Source organism: Arthrobacter sp. HS15c (genome assembly GCF_040812005.1).
Lineage (GTDB): Bacteria > Actinomycetota > Actinomycetes > Actinomycetales > Micrococcaceae > Arthrobacter.
On the sequence record NZ_JBFOHM010000013.1, the window covers coordinates 180,987 to 205,719 of the forward strand.

Genomic DNA, 24,733 nt, shown 5'->3' on the forward strand with positions numbered 1-24,733 from the left:
TATTGCCGTCAATGAATTGAGTTTGGGGAACACGGAAGGAACTCCACTAGGAAGCAGTCGCGACTGTTACGCCTGGAATGAAGTTGTCCGTGAGCAAATGTCAGGCCCACATGGGGGCACCCACACCCTCCATGACGGAGGATCGCTGACACGTTACCGCGGTAACTTGTTTAGAACTCTAGGAGCCCTGCCGGAAGCGTTCAAGTTCGCCACCGAATTAAGACGCAGCTTTACGCTGTATTTCTTGGCGTCACAGAATTTTGTTCGCTGCCGTGCCGGCTACCAGGGCTTGTCGGGTCCCGTGCTGTAATCGCCATCCCGCAGGTATTCGTCGCGTTCCTGCCCGTTGTTGCGTTCCAGCTGGGAGTTCCGCGCGCTCTCGTTGAGCTGCTCGAGCCGGGTCTGCCGCTGCGGGTCGGAGTCGGCTGGAGGCTCCGCATTGTTGCCTTCGGGCTGATGCGCTTCGTCATTGCCGGCCTTGGCGTCCCCGGATTTCTGCCGGAGGCGGGCCTCGGCATGTTCCAGCTTCTCGCCCGCGTCCCGGGCAGCGTCCGGTGCCGCAGACTGGCCGGAGTCGGCCAGGCAGCCTTCGGGCGCCCTATCCACCACGGCCAGCCCTTCGGCGAATAGCTGCCCGGCCGCCGTCGGGTCCTTCGCCGCCATCCGTGCATCACCAAGCTGTTCGATGCTAAGCACAAGATTGACGCGGATGACGCACTCATCGTCCGGTCCGGCGAGTGCAAGGGCCTCCTCGAAGTGCGCCCTCGCTGCCTCGAAGTCGCCGGCCAGGACCCGGGCGTCGCCCTCAGCGAAAGGTGCCTTGTGCGGTTCGATGACGTTGAGAGCACCCAGTCCCGCTGCGGCGGAGCCCACCGCGTCTGCGTCCCGGACTTCAAAACCCGCAGCGGCCTGGCCCGCGAGGACACCGAGGCTGAGCAGCTTGGCGGACAGGCAGAGGACCAACAGCACGGGCAGCGCTGACCAGAGCAGGAGGAGCCGCCGTCGCCGGCGTAATGGGGCCGGCTGCGGTGAATGATAAGGATTCATTTCGAGGCTCCCTGTGCGGGTTGGCGGTCGCGGCCGGACCGCGGACTTGCCGGCCCGGCATGACTCAGCGGCCGGAGTTCCCGCAATTGCCGCAGCACGAGCACCGCCTCCCTCAGGACCAGCGCGAACGCCCCGGCCGCCAGGATCCAATACAGTTCCGTCCGTCCTTCGAGGCTGCTGTCCCCTTCCCCGCGCTGCAGTGAGCCGGGGTCGGCGTCCTGCAGCATCGGCGCCGCCGCGTCACCGGCCGAGCGGTGCACGTAAGGCACGCCCAGGTCGTCGGCGATCGTCCGGAGCTGGTCTTCGTCGATGAGGGAGAGGGCGTCCCGTCCGGCACCGCCGCTGCGGTCCGGGATGTAGCCGGCGTCTTCGTCCGGCCCGGGCCCGGTGTTTTCCTTCATCCGTCCCCCCTCGGCTGTCCCGTAGCCCAGCACTGCTCCCCCGGTGATCAGGCCCGCGTCCATCCGCATCGGTGCCGGGGCTTTTCCGCTGGTCTGTTCCCCGTCTCCGAGATAGAAAACGATCCGGGGCCGCTCCGGGTGGGTCTCCCGTGCCGCCCGGAGCCGCTCGTCCAGGACCTTGGCCGCCACGGTGACGCTGCTTCCCTTGGAGTAGGCGGCCACCTGGGGTTCCAGCACGGTGACCAGGGTGTCCAGTGCCGATGTGTCAGTGGTCAGCGGCATGCGGACGGCAGTGTTGGTGTCAAAGGTGATCAGCGAAAAGCGTGCACCGGCCAGCTCTTCGGCGATGGCCATGATGTCCGCGCGTGCTCCCTCCAGCCGCGGCCGGGAGTCCCCGTAGTCCTCGGCGGCGATGCTGCTGGTGGTGTCCACCACGAAGAAAACGTTCATGTCCGCCGTCGCCGCCTGGGCGCTTCCACCCGGGATTCCCGGCCGGAGCGCCGCCCCAACGACGAGCAGCACCAGGAGGCCGCGCAGCAGCCAGTCGCGGCGGAACCCTGGCTCCAAGCCGGCGCTCCGCCGGCGGACGGTGATCAGCTGCCAAACGAGGAACCCCACGACGGCGACGACCAGCGGCAGCATGATCCACACCGGCAGGACGGGTTGCAGCGTCATGGCCGCAGCCGCCAGGTCGCGCCTGCCAGCACCAGGCCCGACAGCAAGGCCACCGCCAGGGGAACGTCCGGCCGGTCCGTGACCACGGCACGGGGTGCGCCCTGGATGGCGGCTGCCTCTGTTGCCTGGACGTCCCGGACGATGCCCGCCACGGCGTCGGGGCTGTCCAGCGGATAGTAGGCGCCGCCGGTGGCTTCGGCCGCGGCCCTGAGCAGGGCACCCGGCTGTCCGGCGGCGGTGCCGTAGTCGAAGTCGCCCGGGTTCAGGGCGTAGACGCGGACGTCCCGTTCCTGGGCCAGGGCTCCCGCCTGGTCCAGGGTGAAGATCGGAACGCCGGACAGGAAGTTGTCCGTTGCCAGCACCACCGACCGCGAGCGCGGTGCCCTGTCCTGCGCCGCTGTGCCATCCTGCAGCGTGCCGTCCGTGGCGGGGAAGCTCTCCACGCAGCTGGCCAGACCGTCCCCGATCAGGGAGGAGCCGCGGCCGTTCCAGGTGCCGTCCAGGAAGCCTGAACTGCCGGGTTCCCCGTTGAAGGCATCCTTGGCCATTTTCAGCTGCTCCTGCACATAGCTGTAGTCATCGGTCAGGGGAAAAACCTGGACCGCGCTGCTGTCGAAGATGGTGAGCCCGATCCGCTCACCATCGAAGTCGGCGGCCAGTTTGGAAAAGACGTCCACTACTGCGGCGTCGGCGCTGCTCATGGACCCGGACGCGTCCAGGCACAGGACGATATCCCGGTTGTGCTGCTCGGGCCGGATGGTTGCCAGGTCCACGGGCCGGGCAGCAGCGATCGCCGCCGAGGTCAACAGGGTCACGGCGGCGAGCGCCGCGACGGCGAGCCAGCGGCGGTACCGGCGGACGGCGGCCTGGTACTCGGGCAGGGAGGTGAGGCGGTCCGCGTTGGCCACGGGCCGTCGTCGTGCGTTCCCCCGGGCGCCCCTCCGGAACACGAGCCAGCCGGCACCGGCTGCCGAAGCCGCGGCGACGGGGAGCAGCCACCAATACATCAGTTCCATGAGCGCACCGCCTGCCGCACCGTTTCGGCGGACCGGGCCAACGCCGGCAGCGGTTCCGCGCCGAACTCTCCGGGGTACAGCTTGCCCACAGCGTTGGCCGCGGCGGGCAGCGGGTGGCTGTCCAGCTCGGCCAGGGTCATCCTGGGCGCATCAACGCCGGTGACGTCACGGGCGAATTTCCGGACCAGCAGGCTTAGCTCCTGGTGGGACGCCCGGGTGGTCATGCGTCCGGCAGCGGATTCGGCCTCGACGGCGTCGATCCGCAGCAGGTACGCCTCCTTGAGGCTCTGGATGTCCGACGGCGGCGTGAACCGCGGGAGTGCCGCCGGCACAGGACGTTTACGGGTGCTGAGGAAAACAAAGAGGTACCAGCCCAGGACGAAGGCCAGCAGCCCTATGCCGGCCCACAGCCACAGCTGGCTGTACTGGAGCGGCCCGTAGAACCCCGCGTTATCCTGCACGCCGGTGCCGTTCCAGCAGGGCGAAGAGTTCGGTCATGACGTCGTGGCTGTTGGCCACGTGGCCCTCGGAGATCCCCACCCTGCGCAGCATGGCACGCCGGCCTGCGTCCCGTTCCGCCGCTGCTGTTGCGTATGCCGCTGCCACTGCCGGTGACTCCGCGATCCCGCCCAGCAGCGGCGCGGAGTCCGCGACGCTGAAGGCATCCCGGGAGTGGGTGGCGCCGGAGAGTTCGGCGTCCCGGATGGTGAGCCAGAGAACCTCATGCTGCGCCCGCAGCCTGCGGAGCAGCTGCTCCAGGCCGGGTTCTGCGGCGAGTTCGTCCGTGACCACAAAAAGCAGCTTCCGTCCCTTGACGGTGCGTGCCACATGGTGGAGCTGCTCCTCAAGCCGGCTGGTCCCGCTGTCCAGGCCCGTCCTGGAGTCAACCTCCTGCAGCAGCCGCTCCAGGTGGGCCTCGCCTGCCTTCGCCGGGAGGGTGCGGGAGCCATTGGCATCGCCGCAGACCAGTCCCACCACGTCTCCGTGCCGGTGTGCCAGATAGCCCATCACGCCCAGGGCCATCACGGCGATGTCCTTCTTGGTTTCGCCGTCACGGGACTCGGCCGCCATGTTGCGGCCGGTATCGGCGACCAGCATGAGTGTCTGCCGCCGTACCGCGACGTACCGCTTGATGAGCGGGGAGCCGTGGCGGGCGGAGGCCTTCCAGTCGATGTCCCGGACCTCGTCCCCCGGCACGTACGCCCGGAGGTCGTCAAAGTCGAGGCTGCGGCCGCGGAACACGGATCCGTACTCGCCGTCGAGGATGCCTCGGGCTTTCCGGTGGGCGAAGATGGACATCTTCGACTTGACGCGTTGGAGGAGGCTGGTCACTGCGGGCTCAGGGTATCTGGACGGACGCCACGATGGCATCGATGACGGTCTCCACCGGCACCTGTTCGGCCACGGCCTCGAAGTTCAGGATCAGCCGGTGCCGCAGCACGCGGTGCGCGAGCGACTTCACGTCCTCCGGGATCACGTGGTCCCGGCCGTTGATGAGGGCCACCGCCCGGGCTGCCTGGCTGAAGGCGATGCTGGCCCGGGGGCTGGCGCCGAATTCGATGAAGCCTGCCAGCCGCCGGTCAATGTACTGCCCCGCGTTCCGGGTGACGAACACCAGGCCCACGATGTAGTTGATAATGGCCGGGTCAATGTAGATGCGCTTCACCAGCTCCTGGACGCCCACCACGGCGTCCAGTGATGCGGCGGCCGCCGGAATCTGCTCCGGGGTGAAGATCCCGGCGTCGATGCGGCGGATGATCTCCGCTTCTTCTGCCGGTGAGGGGTAGTCGAGGACGTCCTTGAGCATGAACCGGTCCATTTGGGCTTCGGGCAGCTGGTATGTGCCTTCCTGCTCGATCGGGTTCTGCGTCGCGAGGACCAGGAACGGCGACGGGAGCTTGTACTCCACTCCGCCGATGGACGTTTGCCGCTCCTGCATGGCCTCCAGCATGGCGCTCTGGGTTTTGGCGCTGGAGCGGTTGATTTCGTCGAGGAGGACGATGTTGGCGTGGACGGGCCCCAGCTGCGTGACGAAGGTGCCCTTGGCGGCGTCGTAGATCTGGGTGCCCACGATGTCGCTGGGCAGCAGGTCCGGCGTGCACTGGATCCGACGGAACTCGGCGCTGACAGCTTCAGCCACCGTCTGGGCGGCTGTGGTCTTGGCCAGGCCGGGGACGCTCTCCAGCAGGATGTGACCCCCGGTCAGGAGGCCCACCAGCAGCGATTCCCGCAGCCGGACCTGCCCCACCACCTTCGCGTCGAAGCTGCGGGAGATGTTGGCCACCACCTGTTGCGCCCGGGCCAGTTCCGCAGGTTCGATTCGCGCGGATGTAGTGGTCTGAAGCACTGGTGTTCCCCCTGATGGCCGGTTCGGACGGCAATTGCCTGCTGGCTGCCCTCCGCCCGCCATCCTATCCAAGCCAACCGCGGCAGCCCGTGCAATGGGGACCCCTCCCCATGGGCGGCACTGCAGGTCTATCCTGTTGCAATGAGTGAGCTTCCAGCCAGTTACAAGCAGTTCCTTGCCGACAAGAGCGAGAGCTTCGTCCTCGCCGTCAAGCCTGTGCTGCAGCAGTCTGCTGCGGACCAGCTGCACGGCGTCCGGGTCACCTACAACGTGGGTCCCACCGGCCACCAGGCCCACCTCGACGACAGCATCCCCTTCGGAGTGGTGGTCGAGGACATCGACTGACAAGTCTCCGGTACGGTCAGCCCTTCATGGCGCCTGACAGCGCGAAGGAACTGCCGGCGCCCCGCGCCACGATGACGTACAGGGCCAGGACCGGAACTGAATAGAGGATGGAGAACGCGGCCAGCTGGCCGTAGGCCACTGCGCCGTGCTGTCCGAAGAAGCTGAAGATGGAAACCGCCGCGGGCTGCCTCGCCTCGGACAGCAACAGGACAAACGGGACAAAGAAGTTTCCCCACGCCTGGATGAAGACGAAGATGAAGACCACGCCCAGCCCCTGGCGCATCAGGGGCAGGACGATGGTGCGCAGGGCGGCCATCGCCGAGGCGCCGTCCACCCAGGCCGCCTCCTCGAGGGAGACAGGCACGGCGTCCATAAAGTTCTTGGTCATCCAGATGGCCATCGGAAGTGTGGTGGTGGCCATAAAGAAAATCGTGGCCGGCATGGAATCCAGCAGTTCAAGCTGGACGAAGAGCCCGTACACCGGCACCATGATGGCGGTGATGGGCAGGCAGGTGCCGAACAGGACCGCGTAAAGGAACGGCCCGTTAAACCTGGACCGGTACCGGGACAGCGGGTACGCCGCCAGAACTGCCACCAGTAGGTTCACCGCCGCCGTTCCGGCGGAGAGAACCAGGCTGTTCCACAGCGGCTGGAACAGCAGGCCGGGCGTCATCACCGCGGCAAAGTTGTCCAGCGACGCCTTGCCGGGCACCCGCGTCTGGTGCCCCGCCCCGGCGTCAAGGGACGCAAACACCAGCCACAGCAACGGGAGCAGGAAACATGCCCCGATCAGCAGCAGGGCGGCGTCGGCAGGAAGCCGGGCACGCCGCTGGCCAGGGGATGGCCGGAGGCGCCGCGTGCGCCGCGTGCGCCGGGAGGCGGGTGCCGCCGTCGTCATGGTTTGCCCTGGCGGAGAAGGCGGACATAGGCCGCGCCGAAAGCCGCCCCGATGAGGATCAGCACGGACGCCACAGCCGTTCCGTAGCCGATGTCGCCGAATTTGAAGGCCTCGACGTAGGCCAGCACGGGCAGTGTGGTGCTGGAGTTCGATGGTCCGCCGGCGGTCATGACCCAGACCAGCGTAAAGACAGCAAGCGTCTGCAGCGTGATGAGCATGAGGTTGGTGGCGATGCTGCCGCGGATCATGGGGAGCGTGATGAATGCCAGGCGCTGCCACGCGCCGGCGCCGTCCATCCGCGCGGCCTCCGTCACGTCCGCGGGGACGTCGTCGAGGGCGGCGCGGTACACCAGCATGGAAAAAGCGGTCCCGCGCCAGACGTTGGCCAGCATGATCGCAACCATCGGAAACGCGTACAGCCAGTCCGGCTGGCCAAGGCCCAGCCCGCCCAGCAGCTGGTTCAGCGTTCCGTCCCGGCTGAAGTACGCGTAGGCGGCGAACGCTGCCACAATCTCGGGGAGCACCCAGGCGGCCACCACGGCAGTTCCGACGGCGGCGGCAACAGGCTTCCGCGCCTGCCTCATCAGCACCGCGATGGTGAGTCCGAGCAGGTTCTGCCCAACAATGGCGGACCCGCCGACGAAGAGGACCGTGAGGCCCAGCGAGAGCGGCAGGACCGGGTCCGTGAACAGCCGCTGGTAGTTCTCCAGCCCCACCCAGCCCGGGCTGCGGGCGTTGCGTCCGGTCAGCGCGGCGTTGGTGAAGGACGCATGGAACGCCCACAGCACCGGGCCGGCCAGGAACACCAGCAGGAGCAGGACTGCAGGGACCACCGGCAGCAGGCGGGCCCGGCGCCTGAACGCGGCCTGCATCCGCGGCCTGGGCTGCGGACGGCTGCGTGGAAGTACCGGCACAGCCTACTTCCGGACGGTCTTGTCGCCGCCCACGATGCCTGCCACCGCGGTGTCGTAGTCCGCGGCTGCCTGTTCCGGCGACTTCGCGCCGGTAATCACTGCTTCCGTGGCTTCCTGCACAGCGCCCGAGATCCGCGGGTAGTCGGCGGTTGCAGGCCGGTAATGCGTCACGGAGACAAGCTCGGAGACGTCCTTCACGAACGGGTTTGCCGCCTGGTAGCCGGCGTCGGTTGCGACGTCCTCGCGGACCGCAATCTGGGAACTGGCGATGTTGAACGTCAGCGAGTTCTTCTGGTTGAGCGCGGTACCCAGGAACTTGAAGGCCAGGTCCGGGTCCTTGGTGCCGGCGCCCACCGCCAGGGTCCATCCCCCGGACATGCTGACCCCGCCGGGTGCCTGGCCGTCCTTCGTGGGGAACGCGGCCACTCCCATGTCGGTGCCGTATTCCGGCCATTCGTAGCTGCCGCCCTTCTGCCAGAACGACGGCGCGTAGGAACCTTCCACGGTGGCCCCCATTTCGGCCTTCGGGAGCCACTCCCCGAACACCTTCTTCCACACGTTCGCGTCAAGGGCCTCGGCCGGCGAGACCGCGAGCTGTTCGTCGTAAAGGGTCTTGAGGAATGCCAGCGAATCCGTGAACCCGTCCGAGCCAACCACCCATTTCTTGGCGTCGGCGTCGTACAGTTCATCGCCGGTTCCGTACAGCAGCTCATAGAAGCTCTGCATGACGGTACCTTCGCCGCTGGCCTTGCCGGCATACATGTTGAACGGCACCACCGTGGGGTCGCTGGCCTTGATTTTCCTGGCGGTGTCCAGGATGTCCTGCCAGGTCCTGGGCTCCCACGGGAGGCTGACGCCTGCGGCGGCGAGGACTTTCTTGTTGTACCAGATGGCACGCGTGTCGGTGCCCAGCGGAACCGCATACGTGCCGCCGTCGTCCCCCAGCCCCGCTGCCTTGGCGGCGTCGTCGAAGGTGTCCCAGTCCGTCCACTTTGCCAGGTGGTCGTCCAGTTTCAGCAGGAAGCCGGCATCCACATCGGAGCGGACCTTGAAGGTGTCCTCGTAAAAGACGTCCGGCGCGGTGGACGCTGACCGGAGAGCAAGGGCCAGCTTGGTTCCGTAGTCGTCGTCGTTGGCCTGGATGGGCTGCAGCTCGACGGTGACACCTTTGTTGGCGGCCTCGAACTCGGTCTTCGCAGATTTGAACAGGTCATCGAGGGCCGCGAAGGAATCGGTCTTCTGGTAGACCACCTTCAGGGTCTTCGCCTGGTCGGTGGGTGCCGCCGGGGAACAGGCACACAGCGCCAGGGCTGCGGCGGCGATCAATGAGGTAACGCTCAGGGCCCGGGGACGCATGGTGCTCCATTCAGTAAATGGCTGCAGTCCCTGTTGTCTGTCTGCGGGCCCCCAGCCGCGGCGGTATCCAAATGCTAGATGGGCACCTTGCCGCGGGCAAGGCGCCGCGGGTTCAGCTCTCCAGCAGGAGTCGCTGCGCCCGGGGTGCCAGGGTATGTTCCAGGACCAGGCAGGCGGCACCGACGGCGCCCACGTCCTCCCCTACCCCGGTTCCCACTACTTCGATGGTGTGGATGAGGCGGGCAGCACTGTTGGCATCCAGGAGCGCCGGAATCTTCTCCAGGTACCTCTCGGACAGCCGGCTCCAGTAGGGTCCGCCGAAAACAACGCGCTCCACGTCCAGCGTGTTGGTCACGACCGACACGGCGCGGGCCACGAGGACCGCCGACTTGTCGATGATGGCGAGCGCCTGCGCGTTCCCCTCATCAGCGAGATCGCAGAGCCTGGAGAAGCTCTGCTGGACCACAGCACCGCTGTTGTCGGCCCGGGAACCGTCAAGGATGCCGGCGGCTTCGGCTTCGGCCACCAGCACCTGCGGGATAGCCGACGATTTAACGCAGCCGTGCAGGCCGCAGTCGCACAGGGGGCCGCCGGGGTCCACCACGATGTGACCGATTTCGCCGGCATTCCCTGACGTGCCGCGGACCACCTCGTCGTTGAGCACGATGCCGCAGCCGATGCCGGTTCCCATGTACATAAAAACGAAGCTGCCGGTGCCGCTATCGCCGCCCGCCCACGTTTCGGCGACTGCGGCGCTGGTGACGTCCTTGTCCACCAGGACGGAAAAGCCGGTGGCTTCCGTCAGGGCGTTCCGGAGCTCAACCCTGTCCCAGCCGGGCAGCAGCGGCGGATCGACAACAGTGCCGTTGTCCAGGTCGATCGGGCCGGGGGCGGCCACGCCCAGGCCGGCGATCTTGGCGGTGTCCACGCCGGAATCGGCGACCAGTTGCTCGATTTGCGCGGCAATGGTTGAAATCACGGCGGCGGGATCGTTCCCGCCCGGCGTCTTGATCCGGGAGTGTTGTACTACAGCGCCCACGAGGTCCAGCACCACGAACGTTGTAACGGCGGGGTCCAGATGGACGCCTATGGCATACATGCCCGCGGGGTTCAGGCGGAGGATGGTACGCGGCTTGCCCGGTCCGCTGCCTTCCTTGCCGGCTTCCACGATCAGGTGCTGGTCCAGCAGGCGGCGGGAGATGTTGGAAATTGTCTGTGGGGAGAGTCCCACGATCTGGGCCAGCTCAACCCTGCTGAGGCCACCGGACGACCTGCGGATGGCGTCAAGGATGACAGTGAGGTTGAAGTCCCCCATCCGTGGCAGGTTGGTGCCGCGCCTGGGCGATGGCTGCCGGATCTCGGACACGGATTCCCCTAAACGTTTTCGGCCACTAAATGATGTCTGAATGGTACGTTACCCCTTGTCATCCGCCCATATGTGGAGGCAAGGGCGCGGCGCGGCCATGCCTACCCCGCCGGCCGCTTCGTGGAGACGGCAACCGTGAACTTGGGGTTTTGGCCTTTGACGGTGGTGGGGCCCACCAGGCGTTCCAGTGCCGGCAGGTAGTTCAGGTGCCGGTTGAAGACGGTCCAGAGTTCGCCGCCCGGGGCGAGGACCCTGCCTGCCGCTTCGAACATCTTGATTCCGGCGCCGGCGTGGACGGTCGCGCCAAGGTGGAAAGGCGGATTCAGGAGGATAAGGTCCGCACTGCCGTCGGGCAGGGTGCTCATCGCGTCGTCCTGCAGGACGCTCACCCGGCCCGCGAGGCCATTGGCTATTGCTGTGCCCCGGGCGGACTCGACGGCGGCGGCTGACTGGTCTGTGGCCGTGACCAGGGAACCCGGGTTCTGCCGGGCGTACATGGCGGCCAGGATCCCGGTGCCGCAGCCGAGGTCCACGGCGTGCCGGGCGGCGGGCATTCCGGGCAGGAACGTCAGCAGGAACCTCGTGCCGATGTCCAGCTTCGCCCCCGCGAACACGGCTCCGTGCGCCGCAACGTCCAGGTTGAGCTCGGCCACGTGCGCCACGGCAGGAACAGGCTCAGGCCCTGGCGCTTCGCTGGCGTCCATGGCCACGATGACCCGGGACTTCTGCCGGGCAAGCTGCGGCTGGACGGTAGCGAAATGCCGTTCAAGAACGGCGTTCACGCCCAGGGACATGTGTTTGACCCGCCCGCCGGCCAGCAGCACCGCCCCAGGCGCTGCGTGCCGTGCCACGGCGCCGGCAATGTTCTCGAGCTCGGCCAGCGTCTTGGGAAGCTGAAGCAGGACGAGACCCGCGCCGGCCAGCAGGTCCTTGCCCAGGGCCAGCTGCTCGAATCCGCGGCGGGTTCCGTCGTCCGACGTCGTGGCATCCATGCCAAGGGCGGCCGCGTTGTTCCGCAGGGCACGCTCACCGGTAATGAGGTCCTGGTGGACGCGCACCGTACTGGTTCCGAGGGTGGCCAGGGCGCCCAGTGTGAGGGCTCCGTAGCGGTCCCCGATGACGGCCACGCGGGTGTCCGCATGCACGTGGTCCGCCGCGGCTTCCAGGAGAAGCCTGTCCGTGGCGTCCCACGCCTGCAGGTTGGGCGCCTCAACGTCCGGGTGCCGCCGGAGCGCCCCGAAGACGTCCTCAAGACTGTTCTGTGCCACTGGCCGGTGCCGCCTTTTTCTTCGATGCTGCTGGAAAATCGGACAGTCCGGGCGTTGGGGGTTGCATGCCCGGCAGTTTCAGGATGGCCGCCACGGCAGCCCGGCCGGCCCGGTTTGCGCCGATGGTGGACGACGACGGCCCGTAGCCCACCAGGTGGACGCGCGGTTCTGCAGCCACCTGCGTGCCGTCCATGGCGATGCCGCCGCCGGGCCCGCGGAGGTGCAGCGGGGCGAGGTGTTCCAGCTCGGCCCGGAACCCGGTGGCCCACAGAATGACGTCGGCGGCGAGCAGCGTGCCGTCCGCCAGCCGGACGCCGTCGGGCTCGATGGACGTGAACATGGGCCGGCGGTCCAGCGCTCCCCTCCCGGCCGCGGCCCGCAGCGCGGGCGTCCAGATCAGTCCGGTCACGGCCACCACGCTCTGCGGCGGCAGGCCCTGGCGTACCCGCTCTTCCACGAGGGCCACGGCGTTGTGGCCAGCCTGGGCGTCGAACCCGGCGTCCCTCCATTCGGGTTCCCTGCGGGTGAACCAGCTGGTGGTGGTCACCTGTGAGATTTCGTCCAGGAGTCCGACGGCGGAAATCCCTCCGCCGATGACGATGACGTGCCGGCCGCGGAACTCTTCCGCGGCAACATAATCAGCGACGTGCAGCTGCCTGCCACGGAAGGTGGCCTGCCCCGGGTAGATGGGCCAGAACGGCCGGGTCCACGTGCCGGTGGCGTTGATGACCGCCCGCGCGGACCATCCGCCGTCGGACGTGGTGATGCCCAGCCGGCCGCTGGGATTGCCGTCTTCCCTGCTGACGGCAGTGACTTTGACGGGCCGCCTGATGGCCAGCCCAAGGTCGCGTTCGTAGCCGGCGAAGTAACGCTCCAGGAACTCGGAGCTGGGTTCCGCCGGGTTCACGTCAGGCTTGGCGATGCCGGGAAGATCGCTGATGCCGTTAACCGTGGCCATCAGCAGGCTCTTCCAGCGGTGCCGCCAGGCACCTCCCGGGCCGTCCTCGGCGTCGAACACGGTGTACGTGGCCGCACTGGCGGAGCCACCGGCGCCTGCAGGCTTGAGGCCCCGTCGTTGCAGGTGGTAGGCGGCAGAGAGCCCGGCCTGCCCCGCACCAATCACCGCAACATCCACCAACTGCTTCTCCATGGCAGCTCCGGCTAGGCCTTCTTCACCACAGAGGATTTGAGCTGCATGGGACCCACACCGTCCACTTTGCAGTCGATGTCGTGGTCCCCCACCCCGTCCATCAGCCGGATGCCCCGCACTTTGGTGCCTACCTTGATCACAGTGGAGCTGCCCTTGATCTTCAGGTCCTTGATGACGGTGACGGTGTCGCCGTCGGCCAGGACGTTGCCGACCGCGTCCTTGATCACGCGCGCATCCGCACCTGCCGCGTCGTCGTCGGACTCCGGGGACCATTCGTTGCCGCACTCCGGGCAGACCAGGAGGGCGCCCATCTCGTAGGCATACGGGCTGGAGCATACGGGGCACAAGGCGAGGGTGTCGGTCACCTCCCAATGATAATCGCGGCTCCCGCTCTCGCCGTTCGCGCAAAATTTCGACGGTAATCGCTGACAGGCGCCCCATGCGGCCGTACTGTTGGCGCAAGGCGGAAGAGAGGCGACCATCATGACAAACACCACAGCAGCATCTCGGCTGGCCACAGCGCTGGGCATCGTCCTGGGGACGGCGGAGATCCCGCTCCGGCTGCGGGCCTGGGACGGGTCCGAGGCAGGGCCGGCTGACGCGCCCGTTCTGGAGTTCCGCAACCGCCGTGCCCTGCGGCGCATCCTGTGGTCGCCGGGTCAGCTTGGCCTGAGCCGTGCCTATGTTTCCGGTGACATTGATTCGCCGGGAGACATCTTCGCGGCGTTCACGGCCCTGAGCTCAGCGGGAAAGTTCGCCGAGCCCGGACCGTTCAAGCCCCTCACCCCTGCTGAAGTCTGGACGCTGCTGACAACCGCCGTCAGGTTGGGGGCGCTGGGGCCCAATCCTGCCCCTCCGCCCGAGGAGGCCCGCGTCCAGCGGGCGGGGCGCATGCACTCCAAGCGGCGGGACGCCGCCGCGATCTCGCACCACTACGACGTCGGCAACGATTTCTACTCACTGGTGCTGGGCCCGTCCCTGGTCTACTCCTGCGCTGTCTGGGGAAGCAGCCTCGGCTCGGATTCATCAGGCAACGGTGCCGGTGACGGCTCCCCCGACAGCCTGGTTGCAGGGCTCGACTCCGCCCAGGAAGCCAAGCTGGACCTGGTCTGCCACAAACTGGGGCTCCAACCGGGCATGAGGGTGCTGGACGTCGGCTGCGGCTGGGGCAGTTTCGCACTCCACGCCGCGGCACACTACGGCGTCAGTGTTGTCGGCGTGACGCTCTCCACCGAACAGGCCGTACTGGCCCGTAAGCGGGCAGCCGACGCCGGCCTGACGGAGAAAATCGATATCCGGGTCCAGGACTACCGCGACGTGAACGACGGTCCCTTCGATGCGATCAGTTCCATCGGAATGTCCGAGCATGTGGGCCGCGAACAGACCCCGCACTACGTTTCCCGGCTTTACAGCCTGCTGCGGCCGGGCGGGCGGCTGCTGAACCACGCCATCTCCTGGAACGCCGGCCCCACCAGCCCGGACCCGGACTCCTTTATTCCGCGCTACGTTTTCCCGGACGGCGAAATGATCAGCCTGGGCGAGATGGTATCCGCCCTGGAGGCGGGGGGCCTGGAAATCCTCGATGTCGATGCCTTGCGCCGGCATTATGCGCTGACCCTGCGTGCGTGGGTGCGGCGGCTGGAGGCCAACTGGGATGAGGCCGTGAAGCTCACCAGCATGGGGCGGGCGAGGGTGTGGCGGCTCTACATGGCCTCAAGCGCCCTCGGCTTCGAGGCGGGAATTACGGGAGTGAACCAGGTCCTGGTGCAACGCCCGGGCGGTGCGGAGCCGCCCCTGCGCCGGTCTGACTGGATCTGATCCTTCGCCGCGTGGGAAATACCGCGGGCGGCGGGAACCAAAAAAGCCACCCGGACCGGGTGGCTTTTTTGGGTTTGGTGGAGCTGAGGGGACTCGAACCCCTGACCCCCTGCATGCCATGCAGGTGCGCTACCAGCTGCGCCACAGCCCCAAACCGATGTTTCCGCTGAACTCTCGTTCCCGGAAGCAACCTGATCAGCTTAATGCAGAATTGCCGTGGACGCCAATCGGACGGGGCGTGTCCGCCGCAGGCACTCCGGGGACGAGGATTGTGGGCAGGCGGTACGCATTCCGGTACGGGAAACAATGCCCCCGCAGACAAAAAGATCCGCCGGAATCTTTCGATTCCGGCGGATCATCCGGTGGAGCTGAGGGGACTCGAACCCCTGACCCCCTGCATGCCATGCAGGTGCGCTACCAGCTGCGCCACAGCCCCAGATTTCTTCGCTGATCCGGTGTTTCCCCGAAGCAACTCAAATATCTTAGAACAGCAATTCCGAAAATTCCAAATCGGGCATATTCGGCCTGCCGGTACTGCTTGTCGCAGCAGTTTCAGGCTGCTTTACTCTGCTTCGGAAGCTGCGGGCGCCTTGGCCGATGTGTCGTCGCCCAGCTGCAGGTCAACCACGGGGCAGTCCTTCCACAGGCGCTCCAGGGCATAGAAAACACGGTCTTCCTCGTGCTGGACGTGGATGACGATGTCGGAGTAGTCCAGGAGGACCCAGCGGCCGCCGGACCGGCCCTCACGGCGCACGGGGCGGAGGTCCTGCTTGGACAGTTCCTCTTCGATGCCGTCGACGATGGCGTTGACCTGGCGTTCGCTCGGTGCCGATGCGATGAGGAACACGTCGGCAAGCGCCAGGCGCTCACTGACGTCCAGGGCCACAATGTCCTGGGCGATCTTGTCCGCGGCTGCTTTGGCAGCGTGGCGGGCTGTGGCGATGGATGAATTTGATGCAGTCACGGGACTCCTTGTTGTTTTCAAAAACTATGGTTGGTGGCCGCAGCCAGGTCAGCGGGTGATGCCGCTGATAATGAGCATGACCCCGGAAATCAGGGCAACGATTCCGAAGGCGAGGACGCAGAACTGAATCATCCGCATCCTCTTTGCGCGGGCGAGCCCTGCAGTTGCCGCGTCAAGCGGCTCCAGTCCGTAGGCGGAGCTTGCCGGAATACGGGGCAGGTCATCAAAAAGATCCTCCGACTGCCCGGCCGCTTCAGCCGGGCTGAAGATCACAGGCTTCGGCCGGGAGGCAGCCTTGGCCGCGGCCTCTGCCCTGGCAATGACCCGCGAGCGGCCGCTGGCCGCCGGGGCGTCGCCGGCCCCGGCTGTCCGCTGGGCGTCAGCCGGACGCCGGCCCTTGCCGGAAGACGGCTGGACTTTCGGCCCGGGGTTGGTGAGAACCGGCACGTAGGACGTCGCCGGGGGCTTCATGACGGGCCGGTCAATGCCAGGAACCTGGACGAATTCGAGCGGAGTGACCATGGCAAGGTTGCTGGCGGTTGACGGGGCGGCGCGCGGGGCTGCGTCCGCTGCCGACGGGGCAGCCTGTTCGGCCAGTTTCTGCTTGGCCATGGCACGGCGGTTCAGCACCGCTGCACGCTCCGCCAGGGCAATCTGCTCGGCAAGGATTTCCGGATCCACGGCCTCCGGGTCCAGGGAGGCGATGTGTTCCATCTTGGCCAACTGGTTCTTGGCCTGTTCGGCGATCAGGGTCCTGGCCGCCAGGGCCTGTTCAACGCTCATGCCGTCCGGGACGCGCGGACTGCCGGGCGAGGCAGGGGATGTCCGGGGCTTGGCAGACTTTGGCGCGGCATTCTTGGGCGAAGCGGCGGGGTGCTGTGCCGGCGCGGCCGGACCCTTGGGTCCACCTTCGGCAGGCTGAGCCGGGGCCACCACCGGGTTGGCGGAGGTCACGGCCTGTTCCTTCAGCTGCTGGAGCCGCAACTGCCGGCGTGTGGGCGGTCCCCCGGCCGCCAGCTGCTCCTCTTTTTCTTCAAGTTCCTTGATGGCGCGCAGGGCAGCCCTGTCCCGGGCCCGGATCTGGGATGAACGCTGGGCGTGTGCCTGGTCAGCGGCCGGGGTTGCCGGAGGTTGTTTCGAGGCAGGCGAAACCTGGCCCGGACCCGTGGATCCGTTAGCCTGCTTCTCATCTCTGGCCCGCCGAAGTTCGCGGCGGCTGCGGACGGGGGGCTGTTCCTGACTCATTGAGAACTCATTCAGTACTGGCTGGTTCGTCTGTTTCGGTTATTCGTATACCCGTGGCGGCAGCACCTTCGGCATACAGTCCATATTTAGCGATGTACTGCACCACACCGTCCGGCACGAGGTACCAGACAGGGTTGTTCTGGGCCACCCTGGCACGGCAGTCCGTGGACGAGATGGCCATGGCCGGGACCTCCAGGAGGCTGACGTCTTTCCTGCCCATGCCATCGAGCACGTGCCCGGGCCTGGTGACGCCGACAAAATGCGCGAGCGACCACAGCTCGTCGATGTCCTTCCACGACAGGATCTGCGCCAGCGCGTCGGCGCCGGTGATGAAGAACAGGTCAGCGTCCGGACGCTGGGTCCGAAGGTCACGCAAGGTGTCAATGGTATACGTTGGGCCGGGACGGTCCACATCCACGCGGCTGACGGTAAAACGCGGGTTGGATGCCGTGGCGATCACTGTCATCAGGTAGCGGTGCTCTGGCTCGCTGACCTGCTTATGGGTCTTCTGCCACGGCTGGCCCGTTGGAACAAACACCACTTCGTCCAGGCCGAACTTGGCGGCTACTTCACTGGCCGCGACCAGGTGGCCGTGATGGATGGGATCAAACGTCCCGCCCATCACGCCCAGCCGCAGCCGTCCTTCGGCACCTTGACGGTGCAAAACGCGTGAAATGTTAGTGGCCCTGGCCGTGGTCGTGCTTGTTCGGGTGCTGGCGGTGCGGATCGGCGTGCTCTTCCGTGGCCGAGTGGCGGTTGCCAAGGTTGGAGTAGGACAGCGTGATGAACATCATCACCAGCAGGATGGCAAAAATGGACACGCCGAAGACCCACGGTTCAGCCCACAGCGGGGCGGGTGCGTGTTCTCCGCCTTCGGCGACGGTCGTGGCTATCTGCTGGAGCAGCATGTTCTCCCCTAGGGTTCAAAGGATGTGGCAGCGGATATCCCCGCCGTTCCGGACTTCTGTCTATGTTACCGCGTTGCTACCCGCGGACCTGGCCCTCGCCCTGCACGATCCACTTGGTGGTGGTCAGTTCGGTCAGGCCCATCGGGCCGCGGGCGTGCAGCTTCTGCGTGGAGATTCCCACCTCGGCGCCGAGACCCAGCTCGCCGCCGTCGGTGAAGCGCGTGGACGCGTTGACGATGACCGCCGCTGAATCCACCTCGGCGATGAAGCGCTCGGCGTTGGCGAGGTTGTTGGTGAGGATGGCTTCGGTGTGGCCCGTGGACCACGTGCGGATGTGCTTGACGGCGTCATCCAGGCTGTCCACCATGGCGACCGCCAAGTCCAGGTCCATATACTCCGTGCCCCAGTCCTCGTCAGTGGCCGGTTCGGAGTCGATGGAAGAAGGCAGCGCCGCACGGATGCGCTCGTCCGCGTGGAGCGTGACTCCGGCCGCACGCAGCGCAGCGGCGACGGCGGGAAGCACGGTGGATCCTGAATGGACCAGGAGCGTCTCCACGGTGTTGCAGACACTGGGACGCTGGGTCTTGGCGTTGAGCAGGATCTCCACGGCCATGGCCTCGCTGGCGGATTCGTCGATGAAGATGTGGACGTTGCCCTCGCCGGTCTCAATGACGGGCACGGCCGAGTTGGTGACCACGGTCTGGATGAGTTCCCGGCCGCCGCGGGGTATCAGGACATCCACCCTGCCGCGGGCGCGCATCAGCGCGTTGGCGCCTTCGCGGCCGTACTGGTCCACGGTCTGCACAGCGTCCGAGGGGAGCCCCACCGAGTCCAGGGCTTCGCGCAGCACGTGGACGAGGGCTTCGTTGGTGGCCGCTGCGGCAGTCCCGCCACGGAGGATGACGGCGTTGCCGCTCTTGAGGGCAAGGCCGGCGATGTCGACGGTTACGTTGGGGCGGGCCTCGTAGATGGCGGCGACCACACCCATGGGAACGTTGACCTGGCGCAGGCGCAGCCCGTTGGGGAGGGTCTGGCCGCGGACCACGTTTCCTACCGGATCGGGCAGGTTGGCGAGATTCTCCAGTGCGGCCACAAGACCGGCGATGCGGGTTTCGGTCAGGGTCAGGCGGTCCAGCATGGCCGCGGAGGTTCCGTTCGCCCTCCCGGCGGCGACGTCCTCCGCATTGGCGGAGAGGATAAGGTCCTTGCGCTCAAGCAGGGCGGCGCCGATGGCCCGCAGGCCGCGGTCCTTCCACGCACGGTTTGCCCGCGCCATCCGGCGGGACGCCTGGCGGGAGCGGTCCGCGATGGCATGGACAGCGGCTTCAACGTCCTCCACGGACAGCGGTACCGCAGCTGACAGCGGCAGGTTGCCGTCCTCCGGAGCAGCGGGGACAGCAAAGGTGCCCCCGGAGGTCGCAGCGGTGTTGTGGATCAGTGCCTCAGTCATAAACCAAGTTTAGGCGAGGCCCAGGCTCAGACCAGCACCAGGTCGTCAACATGAACAACTTCACGGTCATAGCCTCGGCCCAGGGCCTTGCCCAGTTCCTTGGTGGAACGGCCAAGCATCTGCGGCAGCTCGGCAGCAGAGTAGTTAACCAGTCCCCGGGCGATGACGGTGCCGTCGGCGCTGACCATTTCGACGGCGTCGCCCGCTTCGAAGTCGCCGTCGACGCCGGAAATCCCGGCGGGGAGCAGCGACGTGCGGCGGTGGCGGACTGCCTTGACCGCGCCGTCGTCGAGGATCAGCCGGCCGTGCACGGTTGCAAGGTGGGCCAGCCACAGGAGGCGGACGGGCTTGCGGGCCCCGTTCACCGTGAACCAGGTGCCCACATCCTCGCCTGCAAGAGCGGCGGCAGCGTTGGCAGTGGACGTGACCAGTGCGTGGATGCCGGAACCAGCGGCGATGGTGGCCGCCTCCACTTTGGTGGTCATGCCGCCGGTACCAACGCCGGCCTTGCCCGCCTTGCCGATGGTCACGCCGTCGAGGTCGTGCGGACCCTCCACCAGGGGAATCCGCTTCGCCCCGTGCGACGGCGGCCCGTCATAGAGCGAGTCGACGTCCGACAGCAGCACCAGGGCGTCGGCCCGGACCAGGTGCGCCACGAGGGCGGCCAGGCGGTCGTTGTCGCCGAAACGGATTTCGTGCGTGGCGACGGTGTCGTTTTCGTTGACCACCGGCACCACCCCCAGGTTAAGGAGCCTGTCCAGCGCACGGAAGGCGTTGGTGTGCTGGCTGCGGCGCATCAGGTCGTCGGCGGTGAGCAGCACCTGGCTGACCGTGACACCGTGCGCGCCGAAGGCCTGCGTGTAGCGGGCCATCAGCAGGCCCTGGCCGACGCTCGCCGCGGCCTGCTGGGTGGCGAGGTCCCGGGGGCGCTTGGCCAGCCCCAGCGGGGCGAGGCCGGCGGCGATGGCACCGGACGACACGAGGATGATCTCGGTGCCCGAGTTCCGTTTGGCGGCCAGTGCGTCGGCGAGGGCGGTCAGCGACTCTTCCGAGATGCCGCCCTTGATGCTGGTCAGCGACGACGACCCGACTTTGACAACGATCCTGCGCGCGCCCGAAAGCACGCTTCTGTCCGCGGTGCGCCGGGCGGGCACAGCGGCGGTGGCGCTACTCGTCATCTTCTGCGCCCAGTCCACTCTCCTTGAGCGGCTTCGCAACCCTGCGGCTGCTGACGGATTCGGTCCAGATCCCGGCCTTGCGCTCGGCTTCGAGCTCGGCGCGTGCGGCCGCCTTGGCGTCCTTGCGTTCCTGCTGCTCGTCGCGCTTCTGGCCACGGGTGGGCCGGTCGCCGATGTCTGCAAAGCGGACGTCGGTGCCGCGCGGCGAAGCGAGCAGCTCCGCACCGGCCATCATGGTGGGCTCCCAGTCGAAGACAACGCCGTCGTCCTCGCCGATCACCACGGTGTCGCCGGGCTTGGCGCCCTGCTTGAACAGTTCGGTTTCGACGCCGAGCTTGGCCAGGCGGTCCGCGAGGTAGCCGATCGCTTCCTCGTTGGTGAAGTCGGTCTGCTTGACCCAGCGCACCGGCTTGTCGCCCAGGACACGGAACAGCGGCTCCAGGTTCTTTTCTTCGCGGCGGATCTTGAAGCCGGACTCGTTGACGGCGCGGGGCTTGAGTACCACCGGCTGGACCTTGGGCGGCGCAGCGGCCAGGGTGTCGCGGGCGGCCTTGACGATTTCGGCCATGGCGAAGCCGAGCTGGCGGAGACCCTCGTGGCTGGTGGCGGAGATTTCGAAGACGCGGTAGCCACGGGATTCAAGTTCGGGCCGGACGAATTCGGCCATGTCCTTGCCGTCCGGGAGGTCCACCTTGTTCAGCGCCACCAAGCGGGGGCGGTGGTTCAGCGGAACCACTTCGCCGTCCTGGCCGGCGTAGCTCATGTCGACGGCGTACTTCTCCAGTTCCGCCTCGATGATGGCAAGGTCAGCCAGCGGGTCGCGGTCCGATTCCAGCGTTCCGCAGTCCAGGACGTGCACCAGCGCGGCGCAGCGCTCTACGTGGCGCAGGAAGTGGTGGCCCAGCCCCTTGCCCTCGGACGCGCCTTCGATCAGGCCCGGGACGTCGGCGATGGTGAAGCGGACTTCGCCGGCCTGGACGACGCCCAGGTTCGGGATCAGGGTGGTGAAGGGGTAGTCGGCGATCTTGGGCCGCGCGGCCGACATGGCAGCGATCAGGCTCGACTTGCCGGCGGACGGGAAGCCCACCAGGGCGATGTCTGCAATGGACTTCAGTTCCAGGACGACGTCGCTGGATTCGCCCTCGATGCCGAGCAGCGCGAACCCGGGGGCCCTGCGCTTCTGGGAGGACAGGGCTGCGTTGCCCAGGCCGCCCTGACCGCCAGCGGCTGCGACATATTCGGTGCCTTCGCCGACGAGGTCTGCCAGGACGGTCCCGTCCTTGGACTTGACCACGGTGCCGTCGGGGACGGGAAGGATGAGGGTTTCACCGTTCTTGCCGCCACGCCAGTCGCCCATGCCGGGTCCGCCGTTGGTGGCGTGGCGGTGCGGGGCGTGGTGGTAGTCCAGCAGGGTGGTGGTCTGGTGGTCGACGCGGAGGATGACGTTGCCGCCGTCGCCGCCGTTGCCGCCGTCGGGCCCGCCCAGGGGCTTGAACTTCTCACGGTGGACGGAGACACAGCCGTGGCCGCCGGTACCGCCGGATACGTGCAGTACTACCCGGTCTACAAAGCTCGCCACGTGGATCTCCTCAGTGCTGTTTCCTGGACGCCGCAAAGCGCCAAGATGATTGTAATGCGGTTAAAAGAACAGTGGAGCGGACCATATGGCCCGCTCCACCGCTTCAGAACTATGAGTTACTCTGCAGCTGCAGCAGCAACGATGTTGACGACGCGGCGACCGCGGCGGGTGCCGAATTCAACGGCGCCCGGGGTCAGTGCGAACAGGGTGTCGTCGCCGCCACGGCCTACGCCGGCGCCCGGGTGGAAGTGGGTGCCACGCTGGCGGACGATGATTTCGCCTGCGGAAACTACCTGGCCACCGAAGCGCTTCACGCCGAGGTACTGGGCGTTGGAGTCACGACCGTTGCGAGTGGAACTCGCGCCTTTTTTATGTGCCATTTGAAATGCCTGCCTCTAAATTCTGGGGAATCTGCTGAAAACCTGAACAGTAACCGGTGGTTACTTGATGCCAGTGATCTTGATCTTGGTCAGTTCCTGACGGTGACCCTGGCGCTTCTTGTAACCGGTCTTGTTCTTGAACTTCTGGATGACGATCTTCGGACCACGGAGGTCATTGAGGATCTCAGCCGTAACAGTTACCTTGGCCAGGTCCGCAGCGGCGGAGGTGACCTTGTCACCGTCTACCAGGAGCAGTGCGGGCAGCTGAATAGTGCTGCCGGCTCCACCGGGGACGCGGTTCAGGGTAACGAAGTCTCCAACGGAAACCTTCTCTTGGCGGCCGCCTGCGCGGACAATCGCGTACACCACTTGGGAACTCACTTCTCTCGACGTTTATTACTAGATTTGCGTGCGGAACCTGGGCCTATGTTTGGCTGGGCTCTCGCTGTGCCTCAACGCCGTGGGGTCGTAACCCAAGTGTTGGCGTAAGCACCGAAGATCTAGAATACGCTAATTTTGCCTTCGGCCGCAAATGAGGCTGGTTCCGGCGGGCTGTCCGTGATAGGCACCACAAGCAGGTGCTGCACGAACAATCGCCGAACCGTGCCCGACTATCGTACCGGCTGGATCGGCCCTGGACGGTCAGGCGTGGATCCGCGGCGCGTCGAAAAAATCCACTTCGAAGCGGCACGACTGGCTGAAGGCCACCACCATGGCGGCCCGCTCGTCCTCCGAGCCGCGCCGCCCGGCCTCGTCGGCCATGGCAATGGCCTCACGGGTGGCCTGCGCGAAATCCTCGTCGGCGTAGGTCCGCAGCCATTCAGCGTACGGGTGGTCGGCCGGGGCGCCGGCGGCGAGGAATTGCGCGTGCAGGGTCTTTCCGACTTCAGCGTAGAGCCAGAAGCACGGCAGGACGGCCGCCACCAGCACTGCGTAACTGCCTGAAACCGAGGCGGCCAGCAGGTGGTCCACATATGACTTGGTGACGGGGCCAAGCACGGGCTCCACCGTGCGGGTGCTGAGCCAGCTCCGGTGCAGCTCCGACTCGACCTCCAGGCACTGCTGCGCCGATCGGGCCCAGAACAGCTGCGCGGCCTCGGTGGGGGCCAAGGCGCTGGCCCGTGCCAGTACGCGTGAGTACCCGTTGAGGTAGGTGGCGTCCTGGGCAAGGTAGTAGGCAAACTGCTTTTCGGGCAGGCTGCCGGCCGCGAGGTCCCGGATGAAGTCCAGGTTGTAGATGGCCTCGAGGTCGGCGGCGGACTCCTGGCGGAGGATTTCAGCGAACTCCCCCACCGCCAGCCCTTGGCGCGGTTCTGCAACTGTGACCGGGGCCTGTACGTGGTGGAAATGGTGGATGGGTCCATTCCCCGCCCCGACGTCCAGGCTGCCTGAGGACTCCAGCGCACCGGCCAGCCAGGGCTTGACGAGCCGCAGGGAGGCTTCCCAGTCCCCCAGCCGCGCCTGAGCCGTGGCCATGGCCGAGGAGAGCGAGCAGCCCGTACCGTGGCTGTTCCGCGTGGGGACCCTGTCCCCCGGAACCTCCACAATTTCCTGGGCAAGCAGTCCCCCGGTGTTGACGAGGGCATCCGGGCAGGCGGCGCCGTCGAGATGTCCGCCCTTCACCAGGATGGTGGCCCCGGTCTCCGCGGCGAGCCGCCGGCCCTGTTCCAGCGCTTCAGTCCAGGAGCCGGCCTGGGCCTCGCCGAGCAGCATCGCCAGTTCCGCGAGGTTGGGCGTGATCAGGTCCGCCAACGGCAGGAGTCCGCGGAGGGCAGTTTCGGCCGATGGCTGCAGGAGCCTGTCGCCGCTGGTTGCAACCATCACTGGATCAAGGACCACGACGCCGGGACGCACCTTTTCGAGCCAGCCGCGGACGGCGGCCACCACCTCGGCGTCACCGAGCATGCCAATCTTGACGGCGTCGATGGTGATGTCATCGCTGACGGCTTCGAGCTGCTGGGCCAGGAAGGCGGCCGGGGGGACGTGGACCGCGCGGACGCCCTGGGTGTTCTGCACTGTCAGGGCGGTGATGGCGGCCATGCCGTAACCGCCGTGGGCCGCAATGCTTTTCAGGTCGGCCTGGATGCCTGCGCCGCCGGACGGGTCGGAGCCTGCGATGGACAGCACGCGGGGTATTCCCCGGAGGACGGACGACGGCGCCGCGGCCCCGGGTGCGGAAGCTGGCGCCGGAGGCAGGACAGAAGTTGAAGACAAGGAAGACATCCCTTCGCCGGTGCTAGCCGGACAGGTTCAACGGGTCTGGATCTCAGCCGGCCCTCTGCGCGGCACCCCGTGTCGGTAACCCAGCCTAGACGATATGAAGTGAGGGGTGTGCGGGTTCGCCCGTCCGGGTCGGCCATTATCGCCGGGCGGTCCCGCAGCGCCGGCTTGAGTGAATCCGTACCGCGTGTGGGGGTAGGCGGCGCTG

General features: G+C 66.9%; 25 protein-coding genes, 2 tRNA genes and 1 riboswitch. Of the genes, 2 read left to right on the forward strand and 25 right to left on the reverse strand.

Annotated features, from left to right (window positions below; translation table 11 throughout):
- Nucleotides 1-279: 279 nt before the first annotated feature.
- From ABV518_RS20770 to ABV518_RS20795, 6 genes are read right to left on the reverse strand one after another with little or no spacing between them, the layout of a single operon-like run.
- Nucleotides 280-1,047, reverse strand: a complete 768-nt coding sequence (locus ABV518_RS20770; RefSeq protein WP_367771012.1) for a hypothetical protein — start codon at nt 1,045-1,047, stop codon at nt 280-282.
- The gene (locus tag ABV518_RS20775) at nt 1,044-2,123 is read right to left on the reverse strand and encodes a VWA domain-containing protein (protein ID WP_367771014.1); all 1,080 of its coding nucleotides are present in this window, start codon (nt 2,121-2,123) and stop codon (nt 1,044-1,046) included. Before ABV518_RS20775 ends, ABV518_RS20770 begins: the two co-directional genes overlap by 4 nt.
- Nucleotides 2,120-3,139 carry a VWA domain-containing protein gene (locus ABV518_RS20780; protein WP_367771017.1) on the reverse strand — a complete coding sequence of 340 codons (1,020 nt, stop codon included), beginning with the start codon at nt 3,137-3,139 and terminating at the stop codon, nt 2,120-2,122. Before ABV518_RS20780 ends, ABV518_RS20775 begins: the two co-directional genes overlap by 4 nt.
- Nucleotides 3,130-3,600 (reverse strand): hypothetical protein, encoded by a 471-nt coding sequence (locus ABV518_RS20785; protein WP_367771020.1) that lies wholly within the window; start codon nt 3,598-3,600, stop codon nt 3,130-3,132. Before ABV518_RS20785 ends, ABV518_RS20780 begins: the two co-directional genes overlap by 10 nt.
- Entirely contained in the window at nt 3,590-4,471 is an 882-nt protein-coding gene (locus ABV518_RS20790) for a DUF58 domain-containing protein (RefSeq protein WP_367771023.1), read from the reverse strand. Before ABV518_RS20790 ends, ABV518_RS20785 begins: the two co-directional genes overlap by 11 nt.
- Before the next feature lie 7 nt (nt 4,472-4,478).
- Nucleotides 4,479-5,486, reverse strand: coding sequence for an AAA family ATPase (locus tag ABV518_RS20795; protein WP_367771026.1), 1,008 nt, complete (start codon nt 5,484-5,486; stop codon nt 4,479-4,481).
- 141 nt (nt 5,487-5,627) lie between these two features.
- Between ABV518_RS20795 and ABV518_RS20800 the strand changes: the two genes are divergently transcribed.
- Nucleotides 5,628-5,831: a hypothetical protein gene (locus ABV518_RS20800; protein WP_131133175.1), complete on the forward strand. Its 204-nt coding sequence runs from the start codon at nt 5,628-5,630 to the stop codon at nt 5,829-5,831.
- A gap of 16 nt (nt 5,832-5,847) precedes the next feature.
- Here the strand turns inward: ABV518_RS20800 and ABV518_RS20805 are convergent, their stop codons facing one another.
- The 7 genes from ABV518_RS20805 to ABV518_RS20835 form a co-directional block, all read right to left on the reverse strand.
- Complete coding sequence (locus tag ABV518_RS20805; protein WP_367771029.1) at nt 5,848-6,729, reverse strand: carbohydrate ABC transporter permease; 882 nt, start codon at nt 6,727-6,729, stop codon at nt 5,848-5,850.
- Entirely contained in the window at nt 6,726-7,601 is an 876-nt protein-coding gene (locus ABV518_RS20810; protein ID WP_367771032.1) for a carbohydrate ABC transporter permease, read from the reverse strand. The genes ABV518_RS20805 and ABV518_RS20810 overlap by 4 nt, the downstream gene beginning before the upstream one ends.
- 45 nt (nt 7,602-7,646) lie before the next feature.
- A complete protein-coding gene (locus ABV518_RS20815) occupies nt 7,647-8,999 on the reverse strand; it encodes an extracellular solute-binding protein (protein ID WP_367771035.1) in 1,353 nt (450 codons plus the stop codon).
- Nucleotides 9,000-9,111: 112 nt separating this feature from the next.
- Nucleotides 9,112-10,314, reverse strand: a complete 1,203-nt coding sequence (locus tag ABV518_RS20820; RefSeq protein WP_367771093.1) for an ROK family transcriptional regulator — start codon at nt 10,312-10,314, stop codon at nt 9,112-9,114.
- 152 nt (nt 10,315-10,466) lie between these two features.
- Nucleotides 10,467-11,633, reverse strand: coding sequence for a class I SAM-dependent methyltransferase (locus tag ABV518_RS20825; RefSeq protein WP_367771037.1), 1,167 nt, complete (start codon nt 11,631-11,633; stop codon nt 10,467-10,469).
- Nucleotides 11,614-12,783, reverse strand: coding sequence for an NAD(P)-binding domain-containing protein (locus ABV518_RS20830; RefSeq protein WP_367771040.1), 1,170 nt, complete (start codon nt 12,781-12,783; stop codon nt 11,614-11,616). The genes ABV518_RS20825 and ABV518_RS20830 overlap by 20 nt, the downstream gene beginning before the upstream one ends.
- Before the next feature lie 11 nt (nt 12,784-12,794).
- Nucleotides 12,795-13,148 (reverse strand): zinc ribbon domain-containing protein YjdM, encoded by a 354-nt coding sequence (locus ABV518_RS20835; RefSeq protein ID WP_367771042.1) that lies wholly within the window; start codon nt 13,146-13,148, stop codon nt 12,795-12,797.
- Between the two features lie 118 nt (nt 13,149-13,266).
- Here ABV518_RS20835 and ABV518_RS20840 point away from each other — a divergent pair, with 118 nt between their 5' ends.
- Nucleotides 13,267-14,601, forward strand: coding sequence for a class I SAM-dependent methyltransferase (locus tag ABV518_RS20840; RefSeq protein ID WP_367771045.1), 1,335 nt, complete (start codon nt 13,267-13,269; stop codon nt 14,599-14,601).
- 75 nt (nt 14,602-14,676) lie between these two features.
- Here ABV518_RS20840 and ABV518_RS20845 read toward each other — a convergent pair.
- The 12 genes from ABV518_RS20845 to ABV518_RS20900 form a co-directional block, all read right to left on the reverse strand.
- Nucleotides 14,677-14,752: transfer RNA gene (locus tag ABV518_RS20845), tRNA-Ala, on the reverse strand.
- 212 nt (nt 14,753-14,964) lie between these two features.
- A tRNA-Ala gene (locus ABV518_RS20850) sits at nt 14,965-15,037 on the reverse strand.
- Between the two features lie 126 nt (nt 15,038-15,163).
- Entirely contained in the window at nt 15,164-15,565 is a 402-nt protein-coding gene (rsfS, locus tag ABV518_RS20855) for a ribosome silencing factor (protein WP_367771048.1), read from the reverse strand.
- A gap of 48 nt (nt 15,566-15,613) precedes the next feature.
- On the reverse strand, nt 15,614-16,810 hold the full coding sequence (locus tag ABV518_RS20860; RefSeq protein ID WP_367771050.1) for a hypothetical protein: 1,197 nt from the start codon (nt 16,808-16,810) through the stop codon (nt 15,614-15,616).
- 7 nt (nt 16,811-16,817) lie between these two features.
- Entirely contained in the window at nt 16,818-17,474 is a 657-nt protein-coding gene (gene nadD / locus ABV518_RS20865) for a nicotinate-nucleotide adenylyltransferase (protein WP_367771052.1), read from the reverse strand.
- 13 nt (nt 17,475-17,487) lie between these two features.
- Nucleotides 17,488-17,718: a hypothetical protein gene (locus ABV518_RS20870; RefSeq protein ID WP_367771055.1), complete on the reverse strand. Its 231-nt coding sequence runs from the start codon at nt 17,716-17,718 to the stop codon at nt 17,488-17,490.
- A gap of 76 nt (nt 17,719-17,794) precedes the next feature.
- Nucleotides 17,795-19,168: a glutamate-5-semialdehyde dehydrogenase gene (locus tag ABV518_RS20875; RefSeq protein ID WP_367771058.1), complete on the reverse strand. Its 1,374-nt coding sequence runs from the start codon at nt 19,166-19,168 to the stop codon at nt 17,795-17,797.
- Between the two features lie 26 nt (nt 19,169-19,194).
- Nucleotides 19,195-20,346: a glutamate 5-kinase gene (gene proB / locus ABV518_RS20880; RefSeq protein WP_367771061.1), complete on the reverse strand. Its 1,152-nt coding sequence runs from the start codon at nt 20,344-20,346 to the stop codon at nt 19,195-19,197.
- Nucleotides 20,336-21,925, reverse strand: a complete 1,590-nt coding sequence (obgE, locus tag ABV518_RS20885) for a GTPase ObgE (RefSeq protein ID WP_367771064.1) — start codon at nt 21,923-21,925, stop codon at nt 20,336-20,338. Before obgE ends, proB begins: the two co-directional genes overlap by 11 nt.
- Nucleotides 21,926-22,041: 116 nt before the next feature.
- The gene (rpmA, locus tag ABV518_RS20890) at nt 22,042-22,305 is read right to left on the reverse strand and encodes a 50S ribosomal protein L27 (protein ID WP_009372867.1); all 264 of its coding nucleotides are present in this window, start codon (nt 22,303-22,305) and stop codon (nt 22,042-22,044) included.
- Nucleotides 22,306-22,365: 60 nt separating this feature from the next.
- Nucleotides 22,366-22,674: a 50S ribosomal protein L21 gene (gene rplU / locus ABV518_RS20895; protein WP_131133285.1), complete on the reverse strand. Its 309-nt coding sequence runs from the start codon at nt 22,672-22,674 to the stop codon at nt 22,366-22,368.
- A 273-nt stretch (nt 22,675-22,947) separates the two neighbouring features.
- On the reverse strand, nt 22,948-24,528 hold the full coding sequence (locus ABV518_RS20900) for a bifunctional hydroxymethylpyrimidine kinase/phosphomethylpyrimidine kinase (RefSeq protein WP_367771069.1): 1,581 nt from the start codon (nt 24,526-24,528) through the stop codon (nt 22,948-22,950).
- Nucleotides 24,511-24,608: riboswitch (TPP riboswitch) on the reverse strand. Its footprint overlaps the gene before it by 18 nt.
- Between the last annotated feature and the right edge of the window lie 125 nt (nt 24,609-24,733).